The following is a 19,142-nucleotide window of genomic DNA, read 5'->3' on the forward strand; positions in this document are numbered from 1 at the left end:
CTTGAACCTTGACAGGCGCCGTGCCGTGACCAGTCCCTTCCTCGAAACCCAGTCACTTGCCTGCGAGCGCGACTGGCGTTTGCTCTTCGAGCATCTCGACCTGCAGTTGCTGCCCGGGCAAATGCTGCAGATCAGTGGTCCCAACGGCAGTGGTAAGACGAGCCTGCTGCGCCTGTTGTGCGGACTGATGCAGCCCACGGCCGGGGAGATTCTCCTGCAGGGCCAGCCGCTGCATACCCAACGTCATGCCCTGGCGCGCAACCTGTTGTGGATTGGTCATGCCGCCGGTATCAAGGGGCTGCTGACCGCCGAGGAAAACCTCTTGTGGCTGAGCGCCCTGCACGTCACCCAGGACCGCGAGGCGATCTGGCAGGCGCTGGCCGCCGTGGGCCTGCGCGGTTTTGAGGATGTACCTTGCCATACCCTCTCCGCGGGCCAGCAGCGCCGCGTGGCATTGGCCCGACTGTACCTGCCGGCACCGCCCCTGTGGATTCTCGATGAGCCGTTCACGGCCCTCGACAAGCACGGTGTAGCCCAGTTGGAGCGCCATCTGGCGTCCCACTGCGAGCAGGGCGGGCTGGTCATTCTCACCACACACCACAACCTGCAGGACAAGCCGGCAGGTTACCGGGAACTTGATTTGGGACAGATCGCCGCATGAGTAACGTCTTTACCCTGTTGCTCAAGCGTGAGGCCCGGCTGCTGTGCCGGCGACCGGCTGAGCTGGCCAACCCGCTGGTGTTCTTTGCCATTGTGATTGCCCTGTTTCCCCTGGCCGTTGGCCCGGAGACCCAGTTGTTGCAGACCCTCTCGCCCGGGCTGATCTGGGTGGCGGCACTACTCGCCGTGTTGTTGTCGCTGGACGGCCTGTTCCGCAGTGATTTCGAAGATGGTTCGCTGGAGCAGTGGGTGGTGTCGCCACACCCCTTGCCTCTGCTGGTGCTGGCCAAGGTGTGCGCGCACTGGCTGTTTTCCGGGTTGGCGCTGGTTCTGCTGGCGCCCTTGTTGGCGCTGATGCTGGGCCTGCCAGGACGTTGCGTGCCGGTGCTGTTGCTGTCGCTGTTGCTGGGTACGCCGATTCTCAGCCTGCTCGGCGCGGTGGGGGCGGCACTGACCGTGGGCCTCAAACGCGGTGGGTTGCTGTTGGCCTTGCTGATCCTGCCGCTGTACATCCCGGTGCTGATCCTCGGCAGTGGTGCCATGCAGGCCGCATTGCAGGGCTTGCCGGCGGTGGGGCAGTTGTTCTGGCTGGGTAGCCTGACGGCACTGGCGGTGACGTTGACCCCCTTTGCCATTGCGGCAGGGCTGACCATCAGCGTCGGTGAGTGAACCGCTCTGCGGGGCGATGTGAATGAGGCATGAAGCGTGGGCTTCATCCAGTAATTAGCGAGATGATGAGTCAGACCATGAATTGGACTTGGTTTCACAAGCTGGGCTCGCCCAAGTGGTTCTATGAAATCAGCAGCCTGTGGCTGCGCGGCCTGAGTGTCGCGGCAATCCTGCTGATTCTGGTTGGTACGGTCTGGGGGCTGGCCTTTGCGCCGCCGGATTACCAGCAGGGCAACAGCTTCCGCATCATCTACATCCACGTGCCCGCCGCCTTTCTTGCCCAGTCGTGCTACCTGATGATGGCCGTGGCAGGCCTGGTTGGCCTGGTCTGGAAAATGAAACTGGCCGATGTGGCGCTGCAGCAGGCAGCACCGATTGGCGCGTGGATGACCTTCATTGCCCTGTTGACCGGTGCCGTGTGGGGCAAGCCCACCTGGGGCGCCTGGTGGGTGTGGGATGCCCGGCTGACTTCCATGCTGATTCTGCTGTTCCTGTATTTCGGGGTGATTGCGCTGGGCCAGGCCATCACCAACCGTGACAGTGCCGCCAAGGCCTGTGCCGTGCTGGCGCTGGTGGGGGCGGTGAATATCCCGATCATCAAGTACTCGGTGGACTGGTGGAACACCCTGCACCAGCCTGCCACCTTCACCGTCACCGGCAAGGCCAGCATGGCACCGGAAATGTGGCTGCCGCTGCTGCTGATGGTGCTGGGTTTCTACTGCTTCTTTGGTGCCGTGCTGCTGATGCGCATGCGTCTGGAAGTGCTGCGCCGGGAAGCGCGCACCAGTTGGGTCAAGGCCGAGATGAGCCGCTTGCTGGAGAAGGTTCGATGAGTTTTGCCTCGTTTTCCGAGTTTCTCGCCATGGGCAGCCATGGCCCCTATGTCTGGTCCGCCTACGGCATCAGCTTCCTGGTGGTGCTGCTCAATGTGGCGCTGCCGCTGCTGGCGCGCCGTCGTTATCTGCAGGAAGAGGCGCGCCGTCTGCGCCGGGAGGGTGCGCAGTGAACCCGCAACGTAAGAAACGCCTGTTCATCGTCCTCGGCCTGCTCGCCGGTGTGGGCATCGCCGTGGCCTTGGCGCTGGTCGCCCTGCAGCAGAACATCAACCTGTTCTATTCGCCGACACAGATTGCCAATGGCGAAGCCCCTGCGCACACGCGCATCCGCGCCGGCGGCATGGTGGCGGAAGGTTCGGTACAGCGTTCGGCCGACTCGCTGGACGTGGCCTTTGTGGTCACCGACTACGCGGCCAATGTCACGGTGCGTTATCGCGGCATTCTTCCCGATCTGTTCCGTGAGGGGCAGGGCATTGTCGCGCTGGGCCGACTGAATGATGACGGTGAATTGATTGCTGACGAAGTACTGGCCAAGCACGACGAAAACTACATGCCGCCGGAAGTGACCAAGGCACTCAACGAAAGCGGGCAGAGCAAGCCGGCCAAGGCCGCGGAGTATTGATGATGGCTTTTCAACTGATGGTGCCTGAACTCGGTCACCTGGCGCTGATTCTGGCGTTGTGCCTGAGTCTGGTGCAGGCCACCCTGCCGTTGCTGGGTGCCTGGCGTGGCGACCGCCTGTGGATGAGCCTGGCGGTGCCAGCGGCGCGTGGGCAGTTTTTCATGCTGGCGGTGTCCTTCGCCTGCCTGACCTGGGCCTTCATGGTCGATGATTTTTCGGTGGCCTACGTGGCCAACAACTCCAACTCGGCGCTGCCCTGGTATTACAAGTTCAGCGCGGTATGGGGTGCCCACGAAGGTTCGCTGCTGCTCTGGGGGTTGATCCTCGGCGGCTGGACCTGGGCCGTGTCGGTATTTTCCCGGCAGCTGCCGGAAGTCATGCTGGCCCGTGTGCTGGCCGTGATGGGTATGATCAGCATCGGTTTCCTGCTGTTCCTCATCGTCACCTCCAATCCCTTCGAGCGCCTGTTGCCGCATGTTCCGGCCGATGGTCGCGATCTCAATCCGCTGCTGCAGGATATTGGCCTGATCCTCCATCCGCCGATGCTGTACATGGGCTATGTCGGCTTCTCGGTGGTTTTTGCCTTCGCCATTGCCGCCTTGCTCGGCGGACGTCTGGATGCCGCCTGGGCGCGCTGGTCGCGTCCCTGGACCGTGGTGGCCTGGGCCTTCCTGGGCATCGGCATTACCCTGGGCTCCTGGTGGGCCTACTATGAGCTGGGCTGGGGTGGCTGGTGGTTCTGGGACCCGGTGGAAAATGCCTCGTTCATGCCCTGGCTGGTAGGTACGGCGTTGATCCACTCGCTGGCCGTCACGGAAAAACGTGGCGTGTTCAAGAGCTGGACCGTGCTGCTGGCCATCGCCGCGTTCTCGCTGAGCCTGCTCGGCACCTTCCTGGTACGTTCCGGTGTGCTGACCTCGGTGCATGCCTTTGCCACCGACCCTGAACGTGGCCTGTTCATTCTGGTGTTCCTGCTGCTGGTCGTGGGTAGCTCACTGACCCTGTTTGCCTTGCGCGCGCCAGTGGTCAAGGGGGCTTCGGGCTTTGCCCTGTGGTCGCGGGAAACCCTGCTGTTGGCCAACAACATCGTACTGGTGGTGTCTACCGCAACCATCCTGCTGGGTACCCTGTATCCGCTGATTCTCGATGCCACCACCGGCGCCAAGCTGTCGGTGGGGCCGCCCTACTTCAATGCGCTGTTCCTGCCGCTGATGGCCGTACTGATGCTGGCCATGGCGGTCGGTGTGCTGGTGCGCTGGAAGGACACCCCGATGCGCTGGTTGCTGGGCATGCTGGCGCCGGTCCTGCTGACCAGCGTGGCGCTGGGCGTACTGGCTTGCGTGCTGCTCGGTGACTTCAACTGGGCCGTGCTGGCCGTGGTGTTCCTGGCCGCCTGGGTGGTGCTGGCCGGGGTGCGCGACCTGCTCGACAAGACCCGTCACAAGGGATTGCTGCGTGGCATGTCCAGCCTGACGCCGAGCTACTGGGGCATGCAGATGGCCCACCTGGGCGTCGCGGTGTGTGCGGTGGGTATCGTCATGGTCAGCCACTACAGCGAGGAACGTGACCTGCGCATGGAGCCTGGGCAAAGCCTGGAGCTGGGTGGCTATACCTTTGTTTTTGAAGGTGCCGAGCACTTTGAAGGGCCCAACTTCATCTCCGACAAGGCCACCGTGCGCGTCCTGGAAGAGGGTCGCCAACTGGCCGTGTTGCGCCCGGAGAAGCGCCTGTACACCGTGCAGCAGATGCCGATGACCGAAGCCGGCATCGACGCCGGCTTTACCCGTGACCTGTTCGTGGCATTGGGTGAGCCGCTGGAAGAGGGCGCCTGGGCCGTGCGCGTGCACATCAAGGCCTACGTACGCTGGATCTGGCTGGGTGGCTTGCTGATGTGCCTGGGTGGCGTGCTGGCGGCGCTCGACAAACGCTATCGCCTGAAGGTGCGCCAGCGTGTCCGCGAGGCACTGGGCGCACAGGGGGTGACGGCATGAAGCGGGCGATGCTGCTGCTGCCGTTGGCGGTATTCCTGCTCATGGCGGTGTTTCTCTACCGCGGCCTGTACCTGGACCCCAAGGAACTGCGCTCGGTGCTGATCGACAAGCCATTGCCCAGTTTCAGCCAGGGCTCGCTGGAAGAGCCGGGGCGCATCATCAACAGTGATGAGCTCAAGGGCCAACCGGCGCTGCTGAATGTCTGGGCGACCTGGTGCCCGACTTGCAAGGCCGAGCACGAGATGCTCAATCGCCTGGCCGCACAGGGGGTGGCCATCTACGGCATCAACTACAAGGATGACAGTGCCGCGGCACGCGAGTGGCTGCAGCGCCTGGGCAATCCCTACCGCTTCAACATAGAAGACCCGCAGGGCAGCCTGGGCATTGACCTGGGCGTGTATGGCGCGCCGGAGACCTTCCTGCTCGACAAGCAGGGCATCATCCGCGCCAAGCATGTCGGGGCCATCGATGAAAACGTCTGGCGCAGCAAGCTGGCGCCGCTCTATCAGCAACTGCTCGACGAGGCGACCCCATGATTCTGCGTGCCCTGGGGCTGTCCCTGCTGCTGTGCGCCACGGCAGCTCAGGCTGCCATTGATACCTATGAGTTTCGCAACGACCATGAGCGCGAGCGGTTTCGCGAGCTGACCAGCGAGTTGCGTTGCCCGAAGTGTCAGAACCAGAACATCGCCGACTCGGATGCGCCGATTGCCATGGACTTGCGTCGGGAAATCTTCCGCATGTTCGGTGAAGGCAAGCGCAATGACGAAATCATCAGCTACCTGGTGGACCGTTACGGCGACTTCGTGCTGTACCGCCCGCCGCTTAACAGCAGCACCGCCTTGCTGTGGTTCGGCCCGGGTGTGCTGCTGGTCGGCGGACTGCTGGTGCTGCTGCTGATCGTCCGTCGTCGTCGCCCGCAAGCCCAGGCGGCCAGCCAGGCGCAACTGGATGCCGCCGAGCAGGCGCGGCTGCAGGCGCTGCTGGCCGCCAATGCTGCTTCTTCCGCTGATCAGGAACGAAAAGACCCATGACCCTATTCTGGCTTGCCGCCGGCCTGTTGCTGCTGATCGCTCTGGCCTATCTGTTGTTGCCCATCGTGCGCGGGCGTCGTGCACAGACCGAAGAAGACCGTACCGCGCTGAACGTCAGCCTGTACCAGGAGCGCCTGGCCGAGCTGCAGGCGCAATATGATGCCGGCACGCTCAGCGCCGAGCAGCTGGAGGCGGGTAAGGCCGAAGCCGGCCGTGAGTTGCTCGAGGACACCGGCGTCGAAGAGCGCCTGCAGAGCAATCCGCTGGGACGTGGTCTGCCGCTGGTCATGGCCTTGCTGATGCCCGTGCTGGGCTATGCCCTTTACCTGCACTGGGGGGCCAGCACGCAGGTGCAGGAAACCGTAGAGCAGCGCCAGAATATGCCGCAGAGCCTGGATGAGATGGTGGTGCGTCTGGAGCAGGCGGTGAAGGATCAGCCGGCCTCGGTAGAGGCCTGGTTCTTCCTGGCGCGTGGCTACATGGCGGCCAACCGCCTGGGTGAAGCCGCGAGCGCCTTCCAGCGTACTGTCGAGCTGTCCGGGCGCGAGCCTGATCTGCTCGGCTTGTGGGCGCAGGCGTTGTACTTTGCCGCCGACCGGCAGTGGAACGAGCAGATCCAGGCCTTGGTCGACGAAGCGCTCAAGGCCAATCCGCAGGAGCAGACCAGCCTGGGCCTGCTGGGTATCGACGCCTTCGAGAATGAGCGGTTTGCCGAAGCCATCGGCTACTGGCAGCGCGTGGTCGATGGCCTGGCGGCCAATGACCCGGCTCGTCAGGCGATCCAGAGTGGTATCGAGGCGGCCCGTGCACGCCTGCCGGCTGCCGAGCAGGGCGAGGCGCCTGCTGGCGCTGCGGCGGTGCAGAGCTCGGCGCAGATTCGTATCGAAGTCAGCCTGGCTCCGGCCTTGCAGGACAAAGTGGCAGCCGATGACAGCCTGTTCGTGTTTGTCCGTGCACCGGCCAGCGGGCCGATGCCGCTGGCCGTCAAGCGTCTCAAGGTGGCCGACCTGCCGCTCAGTGTGACGCTCAGCGATGCCGACATCATGTTGCCCGGGCAAACCCTGCAGGGCGCCGGCGAGTTGCAGGCCGTGGCGCGCATTTCACGCAGCGGCAATGCCAGCCAGGGTGAGTGGCAGGCGGTCAGCGAAGCTGCACCGCTGGGTGAGGCCGCAGTGCGCCTGGTGATTGACCGCGCGCCCTGATCGATAGGCTAGCCAGCTGGCCGCCTGGTCAGTCTGGCTGCGGCGCTGGGGCAGGGTACAAGGCGCTGCCGCAACGACTGCAGAAGGCGGCCATCGCTTCATGCTGGGCCTTGTGGCAGCGGGGACAGGCATGGGCCAGGTGCAGGCCATTGTCCTGGCGCATGGCATTGGCCAGCTCGGCAGTGAAGATGCCGGTGGGTACGGCAATGATCGAATAGCCGGTGATCATGACCAGTGTGGCGATGGTCTGGCCGAGCGCGGTCTTTGGGGTTATATCGCCAAAGCCTACCGTGGTCAGGGTGGTTACCGCCCAGTAGATGCCCTTGGGAATACTGCTGAAGCCGTGCTCCGGGCCTTCGATGACGTACATCAGCGCACCGAATACGGTGACCAGGGTTGATACGCTGAGCAGGAACACGATGATTTTCTGTCGGCTGCCGCGTAGCGCGCTGAGCAGGAAGTTGGCCTGTACCAGGTAGTGACGCAGCTTGAGTACGCGAAAGACCCGCAACAGGCGGATCACCCGGATCACGATGAGTAGCTGGGCCTCGCTGTAGAACAGGGCAATGAACGCCGGTAGCACGGCCAGCAGGTCGATCAGGCCGAAGAAGCTGAAGGCGTAGCGCGCCGGGCGTGGTGAGCAGTACAGGCGCAGCAGGTATTCCACGGCAAAGAACAGGGTAAAGCCCCACTCCAGCAGGTTGAACCACAGGCCATAACGCTGCTGGATGACTTCGATGCTGTCCAGCAACACCACCAGCAGGCTGGCCAGGATCAGCACAATCAACCAGGTGTCGAAGCGTCGTCCGGCCGCGGTGTCGACGTGGAAGATCACCTGGTAAAGGGTTTCGCGCAGCGGGGATGGCGCAGGCATGGCAGGGCTCCGGGTGGTCTGTCTGGCGGCAGTGTGCCGCCGCCAGCTATGCCCGGCAATCACCTGGTGTGCTCAGCGCCTGCTGCTCGCCGGCCGCAGTGCGGCAATGCCGCTGCGAGCGTTGGCCTCGGCAGCCAGTTGGCGTTCCGTTGCACTGGCCTGCTGACGATCCCAGTCCAGCAGGCGTGGCGCCATCAGACGGTGCCAGAGCGGCGGCAGCAGGGTGACGAGGAGTGTACTGAGATAGCCGCTGAGCATGAGTGGAGCGTCGCGCATGGGTTGCAGTGCGGTATAAGGCAGCTCACCCTGGGCATGATGGTGGGAGTGCCGGGTCAGATTGAACATGGCCCATGAGCTCAGGCGCTTGTTGCTGTTCCACGAGTGGCGCGGCTGTACCGGCTGGTGTGGATCGCGCAGTAATCCGTAGTGCTCCATGTAGTTGACGATTTCCAGCAAGGCCTTGCCACACAAACCGCTGGCGATGAACAGCAAGGTGCCCGGCCAGCCACTGATCAGATAGGCCAGTCCGACCAGCAGCAGGCTCATCAGGTAGCCGCGCAGCAGCCGATTGTGCCAGCCAAACACTTGCCAGCCCTGGCGCGCCAGGCGCTGCCGCTCGATCTGCCAGGCACTGCGGTTGCCGTGCAGGGTGGACAGCAGGATATGTCGATAGACGCTGCGCCCGCGTGGTGCGGTTGCCGGGTCCAGGTGGGTAGCGACATAGCGGTGATGACCATAGACATGCTCGATGGCGAAGGCGCAGTCGAAACTGAAGGCCAGCAACCAGCGCCCGATCAACAAGGACAGCGGGTCCCAGGTGCGGTGGATGAGTTCATGGGCGGTGATGGTGCCGAGCATGCCGATCATCAGGCCACAGAGCAGCCAGGTTGATAGGTAGTGCCCTGTCCAGGTCTCCTGCCGTGCGCCCAGCAGGTCGTAGCCGCTGAGTCCGCCCAGCCAGGCGCCGAAGCCCAGCACATCCGTGCGGCTGACACTCCACAGGGCGACGAACAGCAAGGTGGCCAGCAGGGGCAATGCAGTCCAGAGCTGCAGGGTCAGCAGGGCCGGATAGCGATACAGCGGTGTGCTGGTGTCGTCGCCGCCTAATGCATCACCGAGCGTGAAGATGAGCAGGATGGCCAGCAGGCCATAGCTGATCCAGGCGCCGCCCGCCAACAGGGCAAGTATGGCCAGCAGGCCGGTGGCATGAAACAGCAGAAACTTCAGGTAATGCAGCAGGCTCATGGTGGCGCTCCTAGTCGCTGGCGGGGCTGAACGGGTCGCTGTGAATCTGCGCGGCTGCCAGGCCCTGGCGTTGCAGGTGCTGGCTGACATCCTCAACCAGGCCAACAGGCCCGCACAGGTAGGCCTGGGTATCGCTGCTCGTTGGCTGGGGCAGTTGCGCGAGCAGCGAGCCGCGTGCGCCGCGCCAGTTGCTGTCGCAGGGTTCTTGCGAGAGCACCGGGGTAAAGCTGAAGGTGCCCGGCCACTGCCTGGCGAGTTGGGCGATCTGCTCCAGGGCATACAGGTCGTCCTGGCGGCGGGCGCCGAACAACAGCCGTACCGCACGCTGGCAGCCATCGGCCAGCGCCTCCTGCAGCAGGGCGAGAAGGGGCGCCAGTCCACTGCCGGCAGCCACCAGGAGTAATGGCCCATGACCCGCACGCAGGTAGCACTCGCCACGCGGGCCGCGCAGGCTCAGGCCTGTGCCGCGCAAGTCGTCGTGCAGGCGTGCGGAAAAGCGCCCGTTGGCCAGGCGGCGGATAAAGAAACTGACCTGGCCGTCAGGGCTGGCCGGGCTGGCGAAGGAATAGCAGCGCCATACGCCGGGCAGACTGTCCAGGCACAGCTCGGCGTATTGCCCGCCGCGATAGTCCAGTGGTTCGGCCAGTTGTACCTGTAAGTGCATGATGTCCCGGGTGAGTGCCCGTTGGCCGGTAATCTTCCCGGCCACCTGGCGCATCGGTTCAGCCAGGCTCACCCGGATGTCTCCCTGCGGCACGCTCTGGCACGCCAGGATGTAGCCCGCTGCACGTTCGGCGGCGCTCAGTACATAGCTGCTGTCGGTCAGTTCGCGCACCTGGCCGGCCCGTAGCTGGCACTTGCAACTGGCGCAGGCGCCTACCCGGCAGCCATGGGGGAAATCCAGGCCATGGCGCAAGGCAGCCTGCAACAGTGACTCGCCAGGTGCTACCTGGATGGATTGCTGGTTGACCTGCGCCTGACTGGGTTGCGCGCGCCGCAAGAAGGCGAACATGCAGATTCCTCGATAGACAAGAGAAGATCTCACGGAAGTGCTTACAGCATAGAAAGTGTGTGCCGCGTGGGTGGAGGTGTACGGTTGACATAAAGGGGTCATTAATTGACATTGTGGCCACCTTGCCGTGCCACGGGAGCCCGCCATGAGTCGCTTCACCCTGCCGGTGCAATACCTGCGGCTGGTTGTCGAGCAGATCGCCGTGATGGGCGGGGATGTCGAAGATTGCCTGCGGCAGGCCGGACTGCACTCGGCGCAGTTGGCCGACAGTGCGTTCATGGCCGACCTGACGCACCTGCGTGCCCTATTGGAGGCTGCGCTGCAGGCTACCGGCGAGCCGGCCTTCGGCTTGTTGCTTGGCGAGCGCCTGCGTGTGGGCAGTCATGGCATCCTCGGCTACGCGGCACTGCAGAGCGAATCGCTACGTCAGGCGATTGGCCTGGTCGAACAGTACCTGGCTCTGCGTACCTCGCTGGTGACCCTGCAGCAGTTGGCCGAGCCTGCAGCGGGTTGTCTGCATCTGCAGGTGCGCAGCGTGTACGCGCTGGGGCGCAGCGAACATAGCTTGCTGGAGGCGGTGCTGCTGGCGATCAGCAATCTGTTTGTCGCCCTCAGCCCAGGCGGTGTGCGCTTGCGCCAGGTCAGCTTTCCCTTTGCCGAGCCGGCCTATGCCGCCCTGGCCAGCGAGCTGTTTGGCTGCCCGGTACGCTATGCCCAGCCCTGGGCGGCGGTAACCCTGGACGCGGCACTGCTCGACCAGCCCTTGCAACTGGCTGATCCGCAAGCCTTTCGCGAAGCCGAACAGCTGTGTCAGCGTGAACTGCTGCGACTTGATACGGCTCGCCAGGCGCAGGGCAGCCTGACCACCCGCGTGCAGCGTCTGCTCCTGGAGCGCCAGCAGGCACTACCTGGTCTGCAGGCCACCGCGCGCCTGCTGCACATGACCCCGCGCACCCTGCATCGTCATCTGCAGGCCGAAGGCTCATCCTTCCAGCAGTTGCTCGACCAGTTGCGTCATCGCCTGGCCCTGGAACACCTGCGGGCCGGCCGGCTGAGTATCCAGGCGATCGCGTGCAGCCTGGGTTACCGCGATGTAGCCAACTTCCGCCGTGCCTTCAAGCGTTGGCAAGGCGTTCCACCCTCGGCCTGCCAGGCGCCAGCGGGCTACCAGAACGACGCACGCCCTTGCTAGACTGCGCCCCCGCACGCCCCCAGCCACAGAGAGCGCCATGACAGCCAAGGCACAGGACAGCCTCGCCGAGCAGATCGCCCAGCATCTGGCCGAGCGTATCATTCGTGGTGAATTGCCGGCCGGCGAGCGCATAGGCGAAGTCAAGGTCACCCAGGCACTGCAGGTCAGTCGCAGTTCAGTGCGCGAAGCCCTGCTGATCCTGCAGCGCCGGCATCTGGTGGAAATTCTCCCGCATCGCGGCGCCCAGGTCAGTGCCCTGAGTCCGCGCCATGTGCGCAGCCTCTACGAATTACTTGCCCAGCTTTATGCCATGCTCTGCCGGGCGACCCTGCGCAATTGGCGCGAACCGGCCCAGTTGCAGGTCTTCGAGGACATCCAGCAGCGCCTGCACGCTTGTTTGGCCAAGGACGACATTGATGCCTTTGTCAGCCATAGCTTCGAGCTGATGCGTGCCGCCTTTCCCTTCGCCGACAACCCTTTCCTGCAGGAGACCCTGGAAAATCTCTTGCCGGCGGTCAGTCGCACCTACCACCTGATCCTTGAGCGGCGCCGTTCGGAAATGCGCCGCCTGGTGGAAACCTTCGATGCGCTGTTGCCGTTGCTGCTGATCCGCGACGAACAGCGCGCGGTACAGCTGCTGGAAGCCTATGTACGGCACAACTGCAGCCTGGTGCTGAATGCCCTGGCGGACAGCGAGAGCGCCCCATGCGCCTGAAGTGCATCAAACTGGCCGGTTTCAAGTCGTTCGTCGATCCCACCACAGTCAGTTTTCCCAGCAACATGGCCGCGGTCGTCGGCCCCAACGGCTGTGGCAAGTCCAACATCATCGATGCCGTACGTTGGGTGATGGGCGAGAGTTCGGCGAAGAACCTCCGGGGCGAGTCGATGACCGACGTCATCTTCAATGGCTCCAACACCCGCAAGCCGGTGACCCAGGCGTCCATCGAGCTGATTTTCGACAACAGCGACAATTCGCTGGTTGGCGAATACGCTGCCTTTGCCGAGATATCCATCCGCCGCAAGGTCACCCGCGACGGGCAGAACAGCTACTACCTCAACGGCAGCAAGTGTCGGCGCCGTGATATCACCGATATCTTTCTCGGCACCGGTCTGGGGCCACGCAGCTACTCGATCATCGAGCAGGGCATGATCAGCAAGCTGATCGAAGCCAAGCCCGAGGACCTGCGCAATTTCATCGAGGAAGCGGCAGGCATCTCCAAGTACAAGGAGCGCCGTCGCGAGACCGAGAACCGTATCCGGCGTACCCATGAGAACCTGGCACGCCTGACCGATCTGCGCGAGGAGCTGGAACGTCAGCTCGAACGCCTGCATCGCCAGGCTCAGGCGGCGGAAAAGTATCAGGAATACAAGGCCGAGGAGCGTCAGCTCAAGGCCCAGTTGGCCGCGCTCAAGTGGCAGGCGCTGAACCTCCAGGCAGGCCAGCGCGAAGCGATGATCGGCGACCAGGCGGTGGCCTACGAGGCCCTGCAGGCCGAACAGCGCAATGCCGATGCGGCCATCGAGCGCCTGCGCGACGGCCATCATGAACTGTCCGAGCGCTTCAACCAGGTGCAGGCGCGTTTCTACTCGGTGGGCGGCGATATTGCCCGTGTCGAACAGGCCATCCAGCATGGCCAGCAGCGTCTGCGTCAGTTGCAGGACGACCTGCGCGAGGCGGAGCGGCAGCGTCTGGAAACCGAGTCGCACCTGGGCCATGACCGCACCTTGCTGGCCACTCTGGAAGAAGAGCTGGAGCTGTTGCTGCCGGAGCAGGAGGAAGCCAGTGCGGCGGCCGAAGAAGGTGCTGCGGCGCTGGAAGAGGCCGAAGCGGCCATGCACGCCTGGCAGGAACAGTGGGACGCCTTCAACCAGCGCAGTGCCGAGCCGCGCCGCCAGGCGGAAGTCCAGCAGGCGCGGATCAGCCAACTGGAACAGAGCCTGGAGCGCCTGGGCGAGCGGGAGCGGCGTCTGCGCGATGAGCAGGCGCACTTGGCCAGCGCGCCGCAGGAGGCGGAGCTGCAGACGCTGCAGGTGCAGCATGCTGAGGCAGCGCAGGCGCAGCTCATATTGCAGGACGCCGAGCAACTGACCGGCGAGCAGTTGCTGCAGGTGCGTGAGCAGTTGCAGCAGGCCCAGCAAGCGCAACAGCAGGCCCAGGGCGAGCTGCAGCGGCTGAATGGCCGGCTGGCCTCGCTGGAAGCGCTGCAACAGGCCGCATTGAACCCCGCGCAGGGGGCAAGTGATTGGCTGCATGAGCAAGGATTGACGCAACGGCCGCGCCTGGCCGAAGGCTTGCGCGTCGAGGCCGGCTGGGAGCTGGCGGTGGAAACCGTGCTGGGTGCCGACCTGCAGGCGCTATTGCTGGATGACTTTGCCAGCCTGCCGCTGGCCAGCCTGAGCGAGGGTGAGCTGCGCCTGTTGCAGCTGAATGCCGGCGGCATCAGGCTGCCGGGCAGCCTGCTTGATAAAGTACAGGCTGCGTTTGATCTGTCACCCTGGCTGGCTCAGGTGCGTACTGTGGACAGCCTGGAACAGGCCCTGGCGGCGCGCGCCGGTCTGGCAGCCGGGGAGAGCCTGGTCAGCCGCGATGGCTACTGGGTGGGACGGCACTTCCTGCGGGTGCGACGTGCTGCTGCCAGTGACAGCGGCCTGCTGGCACGTGGCCAGGAGATTGCGGACCTGCAGGACGCCTGTGCGCAGGCCGAACAGCGCTTCGACGAGCAGGATGCCCGGCTGCAGCAGTTGCGCGAGCAGCAGCACAGGTTGGAGCAGCAGCGTGACCAGCAGCGCCGGCAACTGGCTGAACAGGCACGCCTGCTGGCTGATCTGCAGGCGCGCCTGTCGGCCCTGCAGGCACGCAACGAACAACTCCTGCTGCGCCGTGAGCGCCTGCAGCAGGAGCAGGCCGAGCTGGTTGAACAGCAGGCTGTGGAGCAGGAACAACTGGGCGAAGCGCGCCTGGCCCTGCAGGATGCCCTGGACAGCATGGCCAGCGACAGCGAGCAGCGCGAACAGTTGCTGGGGCGTCGCGATCAGTTGCGCGAACAGCTCGACCGCCAGCGGCAAACTGCCCGCCAGCACAAGGATCATGCCCACCAGCTGGCCTTGCGCCTGGGCTCCCTGCAGGCCCAACAGGTGTCCACCCGCCAGGCCCTGGAGCGTCTGGAGCTGCAGTTCGAGCGCAGCATCGAGCGCCGCGAACAATTGCAGCTGAACCTGGAGGAGGGCGAAGCGCCCCTCGAAGAGCTGCGTCTGAAGTTGGAAGAGCTGCTTGAGCGGCGTCTGGCCGTGGATGATGAACTGCGCCTGGCGCGGCATGCCCTGGATGATGCCGACCGTGAGCTGCGCGAGCAGGAAAAGCGCCGCAGCCAGGCCGAACAGCAGGCCCAGTTGCTGCGCGGTCAGATCGAACAGCAGCGCCTCGACTGGCAAGGGCTGGATGTACGGCGCAAGGCGCTGGCCGAGCAGTTGCACAGCGATGGCTATGACCTGCATGGCGTGCTGGCCAGTCTGCCGGCAGAGGCCGCAGAGCTGGCCTGGGAGCAGCAACTGGAACAGCTGGCCGGACGTATTGCCCGCCTCGGTGCGATCAACCTGGCGGCGATCGACGAGTACCAGCAGCAGTCCGAGCGCAAGCGCTATCTGGACGCGCAGAACGACGACCTGGTCGAGGCGCTGGAGACCCTGGAAAACGTCATCCGCAAGATCGACAAGGAAACCCGCAACCGCTTCAAGGACACCTTCGAGCAGATCAACGCCGGCCTGCAGGCACTGTTTCCCAAGGTGTTCGGCGGCGGTCACGCCTACCTGGAACTGACCGGCGAGGACCTGCTGGATACCGGCGTGGCCATCATGGCGCGTCCACCGGGCAAGAAAAACAGCACCATCCACCTGCTCTCCGGTGGCGAGAAGGCACTCACCGCGCTGGCCCTGGTGTTCGCCATCTTCCAGCTCAACCCGGCACCGTTCTGCATGCTCGACGAAGTGGATGCACCGCTGGATGATGCCAACGTCGGCCGCTACGCCCGGCTGGTCAAGGAGATGTCCGAGAAGGTGCAGTTCATCTACATCACCCACAACAAGATCGCCATGGAAATGGCTGAGCAATTGATGGGGGTGACGATGCACGAGCCAGGCTGCTCGCGCCTGGTGGCGGTGGATGTGGCCGAGGCCATGCAGTTGGTGGAAAGTTGAGCGATCAGCCCGCCCCGTAGCAAAAAGTGATGCAAATCAATGCGCGTGGAGTAACGCCAGACGGTGCAAAGAGGGCGTGGCTCATGCTAGCTTAGGCACACTTTTTTACCGTGCTCAAAAACGCCATGCAGAACAGCGTGTTGCAGTGGCTTCCGGGAGCATGCGAATCGTCCGGTGAGGTGGGGTCCAAGCCCCGCTCAATGCCCTTTTCATCTTTTTTCGGGGATAGTGACGCACATGGATTTTGGCTTGCGTGAATGGTTGATTGTCATCGGTGTCGTGGTGATTGCCGGCATCCTGTTCGACGGCTGGCGACGTATGAGTGGCGGCAAGGGCAAGCTCAAGTTCAAGCTTGACCGCAGCCTGAGTGAATTGCCGGATGACGAACCGGTCGATCCCAACCTGCTCGGCCCGGTACGCGTGGTCAAGCGTGACCAGGAACCGACCTTCGACGAGCAGGACCTGCCGTCGTTCAGCGCCAAGGACATCAACAAGCGCCGTGGTGTCGAGCCTCGCCAGGGCGACCTGGAGCTGGACAGCGAGGAGCCGGTACCGACCCTGCTCACTCCGGTCGAGGAAAATGCCGCGGCCAAGCCGGCCGCGAACAGCCAGAAAGACCTGCCGCCGGTAGAGGAAGTGCTGGTGATCAATGTGGTGGCCCGCCATCCGGAAGGCTTCAAGGGGCCGGCGCTGCTGCAGAGCATCCTGGAAAGTGGTCTGCGCTTTGGCGAGATGGACATTTTTCATCGCCACGAGAGCATGGCCGGCAATGGTGAAGTGCTGTTCTCCATGGCCAACGGTGTCAAACCGGGTACTTTCGACCTGGATGACATGGACCTGTTCAGCACCCGTGCGGTCAGCTTCTTCCTCGGCCTGCCCGGCCCGCGTTACCCCAAGCAGGCCTTCGATCTGATGGTGGCAGCGGCGCGCAAGCTGGCCAGCGAGCTGGAAGGCGACCTCAAGGACGACCAGCGCAGTGTGCTGACTGCGCAGACCATCGAGCACTACCGCCAGCGTATCGTCGATTTCGAACGCAAGCACATGACCCAGAAACGCTAGACCACCGCGGTACGCTACAAGCCTCAAGCCACAGGTTAATCGCTCGGCTTGGGGCTTTTTGCTTTCTTGCCGCGTGCAACTTGCCGCTTGAGGCTTATTTGCCATGACTGACGCCGCCCAACGCATCAGCGCCCTGCGCCATGAGCTGGATGCACACAACTACCGCTACTACGTGCTCGATGAGCCGAGCATTCCGGATGCCGAATACGACCGGTTGTTCCGTGAGTTGCAGCAGTTGGAGCAGGCCCATCCCGAGCTGATCAGTGCCGACTCGCCGACGCAGCGGGTCGGTGGCAGTGCCTTGCAGGCCTTTGCCGAAGTGCAGCACAGCGTGCCGATGCTCAGCCTCAACAATGCCTTCAGCGAGGACGACCTGCGCGCCTTCGACCGCAGCGTGCAGGCTGGCCTGGGCCTGCCGCCGGGTGACCTGTTTGGCGGCGGCGCTGAAGTGGATTACAGCTGCGAGCCCAAGCTCGACGGCCTGGCCGTCAGCCTGCTGTATGTCGATGGCCTGCTGGTGCGCGGCGCCACGCGGGGCGATGGCAGTACCGGCGAGGATATCAGCGCCAATGTGCGGACCATTCGTACGATTCCCCTGCGCCTGCAGGGCAGTGGCTGGCCGGCGCGCCTGGAAGTACGCGGCGAGGTGTTCATGCCGCGCGCCGGCTTCGAGGCCCTGAATGCCCGCCAGGTGGATGCCGGTGCCAAGACCTTTGCCAATCCGCGCAATGCGGCCGCCGGCAGCCTGCGCCAGCTGGACCCGAAGATCACTGCCAGCCGCCCCCTGGAGTTCTGTGCCTACGGGGTTGGCGAGTACGCCGCCGACCTGCCATCCAGCCATATCGCCATGCTCGAGCAGCTCAAGACCTGGGGCCTGCCGATCAGCCGCGAGCTACGCCTGGCGCGTGGCGTGGATGCCTGCCTGGCCTACTACGCAGAGATCGGCGCGCGCCGGCAAAGCCTGGCCTATGACATCGATGGCGTAGTGTTCAAGGTCAACAGCCTGGAAGACCAGCAGCAGCTGGGCTTTCGTGCGCGTAGCCCACACTGGGCGATCGCCCACAAGTTTCCCGCCCAGGAAGAGCTGACCGAACTGCTCGATGTGGAGTTTCAGGTAGGTCGCACCGGCGCAGTGACCCCGGTGGCCCGCCTGCGCCCGGTGCAGGTGGCGGGGGTTACCGTGTCCAATGCCACCCTGCACAACATGGATGAAGTCGCCCGGCTGGGCCTGATGATCGGCGATACGCTGATCATCAGGCGTGCCGGCGACGTGATCCCACAGGTCATGGCGGTGGTGCCCGAGCGCCGTCCGGCCGATGCGCGGCCTGTGCAGATTCCCGCACAGTGTCCGGTGTGCGGCTCGGCAGTGGAGCGCACCCAGCTGGTCAAGCGCAGCAAGGGTCGCGCCAGCCTCAGCGAGGGCGCGGTGTATCGCTGCGTAGGCCGGCTGTCCTGCGAAGCCCAGCTCAAGCAGGCGATCATCCACTTCGTCTCGCGACGCGCCATGGATATCGATGGCCTCGGTGAAAAGATCGTCGAGCAACTGGTCGACAACGGGCTGGTGCATTCGCCGGCCGACCTGTATCGCCTGACTCACGAGCAGGTGCTGGCCCTGGAAGGTTTTGCCGAGTTGTCCACGCGCAACCTGCTGGCGGCGATTGCGGGGAGCCGCCAGCCAAGTCTCGCGCGCTTCATCTTTGCCCTGGGGATTCCCGATGTCGGCGAGGAAACCGCCAAGCTGCTGGCTCGCGCGCTGGGTAACTTGCCGCGCATTAGCCAGGCGCTGCCCGAGGTGCTGACCTGGTTGCCGGATGTGGGGCAGGAGGTGGCGCATGAAATCCACAGTTTCTTTGCCGACGCGCACAACCGCCAGGTGATCAACGAATTACTCGAACATGGCGTGCAGCCGCAGCAAAGCAGCGAGTTGGCCGCCGAGTTCACGGCCTGCGCCAGCCTGGCCGAGCTGCTGGAAAAACTGGCCATTCCAGGTATCGCCAGCACCGGTGCACGCCTGCTGGCGGAGCAGACGGGCAGTCTGGAAGCGCTGATTGCGCTCAGTCAGGACTGGCTGACGCTGGCCCAGTGCAAGGGGCTCAACGAAAAAGCCCGGCAGGCGCTGCGCGAGTTCTTTGCCGACCCGCAGCAGCGGCGTCGCGCCGAGGATATCGACGCCCAGTTGCAGGCCTTCGGTATGCACTGGCTGAGTGAGCGGCGCCAGGCCGGTGGCCTGCCGCTGCTCGGGCAGACCTGGGTGCTCACCGGAACCCTGGAAAGCCTCAGCCGTGACCAGGCCAAGCAGCAGCTGGAGGCCTTGGGTGCCAAGGTGGCAGGTTCGGTCTCGAGCAAGACCCACTGCGTGGTGGCCGGCCCTGGTGCCGGTTCCAAGCTGGCCAAGGCGGCGGAGCTGGGTATCCGGGTACTCGATGAAGAGGCCTTGTTGAGCACCTTGCAGGAACTGGCGGAGCAGTGCGACGAGTGAGTGGCTGGTTGCATGCGGTAATCATCCGTTTGCGGCAAGACGTGCAGCCTGTGCTAGTAAGAAGACAGGGCAGC

General features: G+C 64.2%; 17 protein-coding genes. 14 read left to right on the forward strand and 3 right to left on the reverse strand.

Features of this window, described 5'->3' with window-relative positions; all coding sequences use genetic code 11:
* The first annotated feature begins 25 nt into the window (after window positions 1–25).
* The 9 genes from ccmA (at window position 26) to ccmI (ending at window position 7,013) form a co-directional block, all read left to right on the forward strand.
* Entirely contained in the window at window positions 26–661 is a 636-nt protein-coding gene (gene ccmA / locus CW360_RS01275) for a cytochrome c biogenesis heme-transporting ATPase CcmA (RefSeq protein WP_093985706.1), read from the forward strand.
* On the forward strand, window positions 658–1,329 hold the full coding sequence (ccmB, locus tag CW360_RS01280; protein WP_093985705.1) for a heme exporter protein CcmB: 672 nt from the start codon (window positions 658–660) through the stop codon (window positions 1,327–1,329). The genes ccmA and ccmB overlap by 4 nt, the downstream gene beginning before the upstream one ends.
* 77 nt (window positions 1,330–1,406) lie before the next feature.
* Window positions 1,407–2,162 (forward strand): heme ABC transporter permease, encoded by a 756-nt coding sequence (locus CW360_RS01285; protein WP_101192465.1) that lies wholly within the window; start codon window positions 1,407–1,409, stop codon window positions 2,160–2,162.
* Window positions 2,159–2,335, forward strand: a complete 177-nt coding sequence (gene ccmD, locus CW360_RS01290; RefSeq protein WP_093985703.1) for a heme exporter protein CcmD — start codon at window positions 2,159–2,161, stop codon at window positions 2,333–2,335. Before CW360_RS01285 ends, ccmD begins: the two co-directional genes overlap by 4 nt.
* Window positions 2,332–2,787, forward strand: coding sequence for a cytochrome c maturation protein CcmE (ccmE, locus tag CW360_RS01295; protein ID WP_093985702.1), 456 nt, complete (start codon window positions 2,332–2,334; stop codon window positions 2,785–2,787). Before ccmD ends, ccmE begins: the two co-directional genes overlap by 4 nt.
* Before the next feature lie 17 nt (window positions 2,788–2,804).
* Entirely contained in the window at window positions 2,805–4,778 is a 1,974-nt protein-coding gene (locus tag CW360_RS01300; RefSeq protein WP_093985848.1) for a heme lyase CcmF/NrfE family subunit, read from the forward strand.
* Window positions 4,775–5,314, forward strand: a complete 540-nt coding sequence (locus CW360_RS01305; RefSeq protein WP_101192466.1) for a DsbE family thiol:disulfide interchange protein — start codon at window positions 4,775–4,777, stop codon at window positions 5,312–5,314. The genes CW360_RS01300 and CW360_RS01305 overlap by 4 nt, the downstream gene beginning before the upstream one ends.
* Window positions 5,311–5,811, forward strand: a complete 501-nt coding sequence (locus tag CW360_RS01310) for a cytochrome c-type biogenesis protein (protein WP_093985700.1) — start codon at window positions 5,311–5,313, stop codon at window positions 5,809–5,811. The genes CW360_RS01305 and CW360_RS01310 overlap by 4 nt, the downstream gene beginning before the upstream one ends.
* Entirely contained in the window at window positions 5,808–7,013 is a 1,206-nt protein-coding gene (gene ccmI / locus CW360_RS01315) for a c-type cytochrome biogenesis protein CcmI (RefSeq protein WP_101192467.1), read from the forward strand. Before CW360_RS01310 ends, ccmI begins: the two co-directional genes overlap by 4 nt.
* A 28-nt stretch (window positions 7,014–7,041) precedes the next feature.
* Here ccmI and CW360_RS01320 read toward each other — a convergent pair whose 3' ends face one another.
* The 3 genes from CW360_RS01320 to CW360_RS01330 form a co-directional block, all read right to left on the reverse strand.
* Window positions 7,042–7,887, reverse strand: a complete 846-nt coding sequence (locus CW360_RS01320; protein WP_101192468.1) for an ion transporter — start codon at window positions 7,885–7,887, stop codon at window positions 7,042–7,044.
* Between the two features lie 72 nt (window positions 7,888–7,959).
* The gene (locus tag CW360_RS01325) at window positions 7,960–9,132 is read right to left on the reverse strand and encodes an alkane 1-monooxygenase (RefSeq protein WP_101192469.1); all 1,173 of its coding nucleotides are present in this window, start codon (window positions 9,130–9,132) and stop codon (window positions 7,960–7,962) included.
* A 10-nt stretch (window positions 9,133–9,142) separates the two neighbouring features.
* Complete coding sequence (locus CW360_RS01330) at window positions 9,143–10,144, reverse strand: 2Fe-2S iron-sulfur cluster-binding protein (RefSeq protein WP_101192470.1); 1,002 nt, start codon at window positions 10,142–10,144, stop codon at window positions 9,143–9,145.
* Window positions 10,145–10,289: 145 nt separating this feature from the next.
* Here CW360_RS01330 and CW360_RS01335 point away from each other — a divergent pair, with 145 nt between their 5' ends.
* The 5 genes from CW360_RS01335 (at window position 10,290) to ligA (ending at window position 19,068) form a co-directional block, all read left to right on the forward strand.
* Window positions 10,290–11,336, forward strand: a complete 1,047-nt coding sequence (locus CW360_RS01335; protein WP_101192471.1) for an AraC family transcriptional regulator — start codon at window positions 10,290–10,292, stop codon at window positions 11,334–11,336.
* Window positions 11,337–11,373: 37 nt separating this feature from the next.
* Entirely contained in the window at window positions 11,374–12,051 is a 678-nt protein-coding gene (locus tag CW360_RS01340) for a GntR family transcriptional regulator (RefSeq protein ID WP_101192472.1), read from the forward strand.
* A complete protein-coding gene (gene smc / locus CW360_RS01345) occupies window positions 12,042–15,530 on the forward strand; it encodes a chromosome segregation protein SMC (RefSeq protein ID WP_101192473.1) in 3,489 nt (1,162 codons plus the stop codon). The genes CW360_RS01340 and smc overlap by 10 nt, the downstream gene beginning before the upstream one ends.
* A 237-nt stretch (window positions 15,531–15,767) precedes the next feature.
* Window positions 15,768–16,589 carry a cell division protein ZipA gene (gene zipA / locus CW360_RS01350; protein WP_101192474.1) on the forward strand — a complete coding sequence of 274 codons (822 nt, stop codon included), beginning with the start codon at window positions 15,768–15,770 and terminating at the stop codon, window positions 16,587–16,589.
* Window positions 16,590–16,692: 103 nt separating this feature from the next.
* Window positions 16,693–19,068, forward strand: a complete 2,376-nt coding sequence (gene ligA / locus CW360_RS01355) for an NAD-dependent DNA ligase LigA (RefSeq protein WP_101192475.1) — start codon at window positions 16,693–16,695, stop codon at window positions 19,066–19,068.
* Window positions 19,069–19,142: the final 74 nt, after the last annotated feature.

This window comes from Pseudomonas fluvialis (assembly GCF_002835605.1).
Taxonomy (GTDB): domain Bacteria; phylum Pseudomonadota; class Gammaproteobacteria; order Pseudomonadales; family Pseudomonadaceae; genus Aquipseudomonas; species Aquipseudomonas fluvialis.

Coding starts and splice junctions, on each gene's coding strand:
- CW360_RS01300 (WP_093985848.1), top strand. CDS start 2,805: ATGGTGCCTGAACTCGGTCACCTGGCGCTGATTCTGGCGTTGTGCCTG.
- CW360_RS01340 (WP_101192472.1), top strand. CDS start 11,374: ATGACAGCCAAGGCACAGGACAGCCTCGCCGAGCAGATCGCCCAGCAT.
- CW360_RS01330 (WP_101192470.1), bottom strand. CDS start 10,144: ATGTTCGCCTTCTTGCGGCGCGCGCAACCCAGTCAGGCGCAGGTCAAC.
- ccmI (WP_101192467.1), top strand. CDS start 5,808: ATGACCCTATTCTGGCTTGCCGCCGGCCTGTTGCTGCTGATCGCTCTG.
- smc (WP_101192473.1), top strand. CDS start 12,042: ATGCGCCTGAAGTGCATCAAACTGGCCGGTTTCAAGTCGTTCGTCGAT.
- CW360_RS01320 (WP_101192468.1), bottom strand. CDS start 7,887: ATGCCTGCGCCATCCCCGCTGCGCGAAACCCTTTACCAGGTGATCTTC.
- zipA (WP_101192474.1), top strand. CDS start 15,768: ATGGATTTTGGCTTGCGTGAATGGTTGATTGTCATCGGTGTCGTGGTG.
- ligA (WP_101192475.1), top strand. CDS start 16,693: ATGACTGACGCCGCCCAACGCATCAGCGCCCTGCGCCATGAGCTGGAT.
- CW360_RS01325 (WP_101192469.1), bottom strand. CDS start 9,132: ATGAGCCTGCTGCATTACCTGAAGTTTCTGCTGTTTCATGCCACCGGC.
- CW360_RS01285 (WP_101192465.1), top strand. CDS start 1,407: ATGAATTGGACTTGGTTTCACAAGCTGGGCTCGCCCAAGTGGTTCTAT.
- ccmD (WP_093985703.1), top strand. CDS start 2,159: ATGAGTTTTGCCTCGTTTTCCGAGTTTCTCGCCATGGGCAGCCATGGC.
- ccmB (WP_093985705.1), top strand. CDS start 658: ATGAGTAACGTCTTTACCCTGTTGCTCAAGCGTGAGGCCCGGCTGCTG.
- CW360_RS01335 (WP_101192471.1), top strand. CDS start 10,290: ATGAGTCGCTTCACCCTGCCGGTGCAATACCTGCGGCTGGTTGTCGAG.
- CW360_RS01310 (WP_093985700.1), top strand. CDS start 5,311: ATGATTCTGCGTGCCCTGGGGCTGTCCCTGCTGCTGTGCGCCACGGCA.
- CW360_RS01305 (WP_101192466.1), top strand. CDS start 4,775: ATGAAGCGGGCGATGCTGCTGCTGCCGTTGGCGGTATTCCTGCTCATG.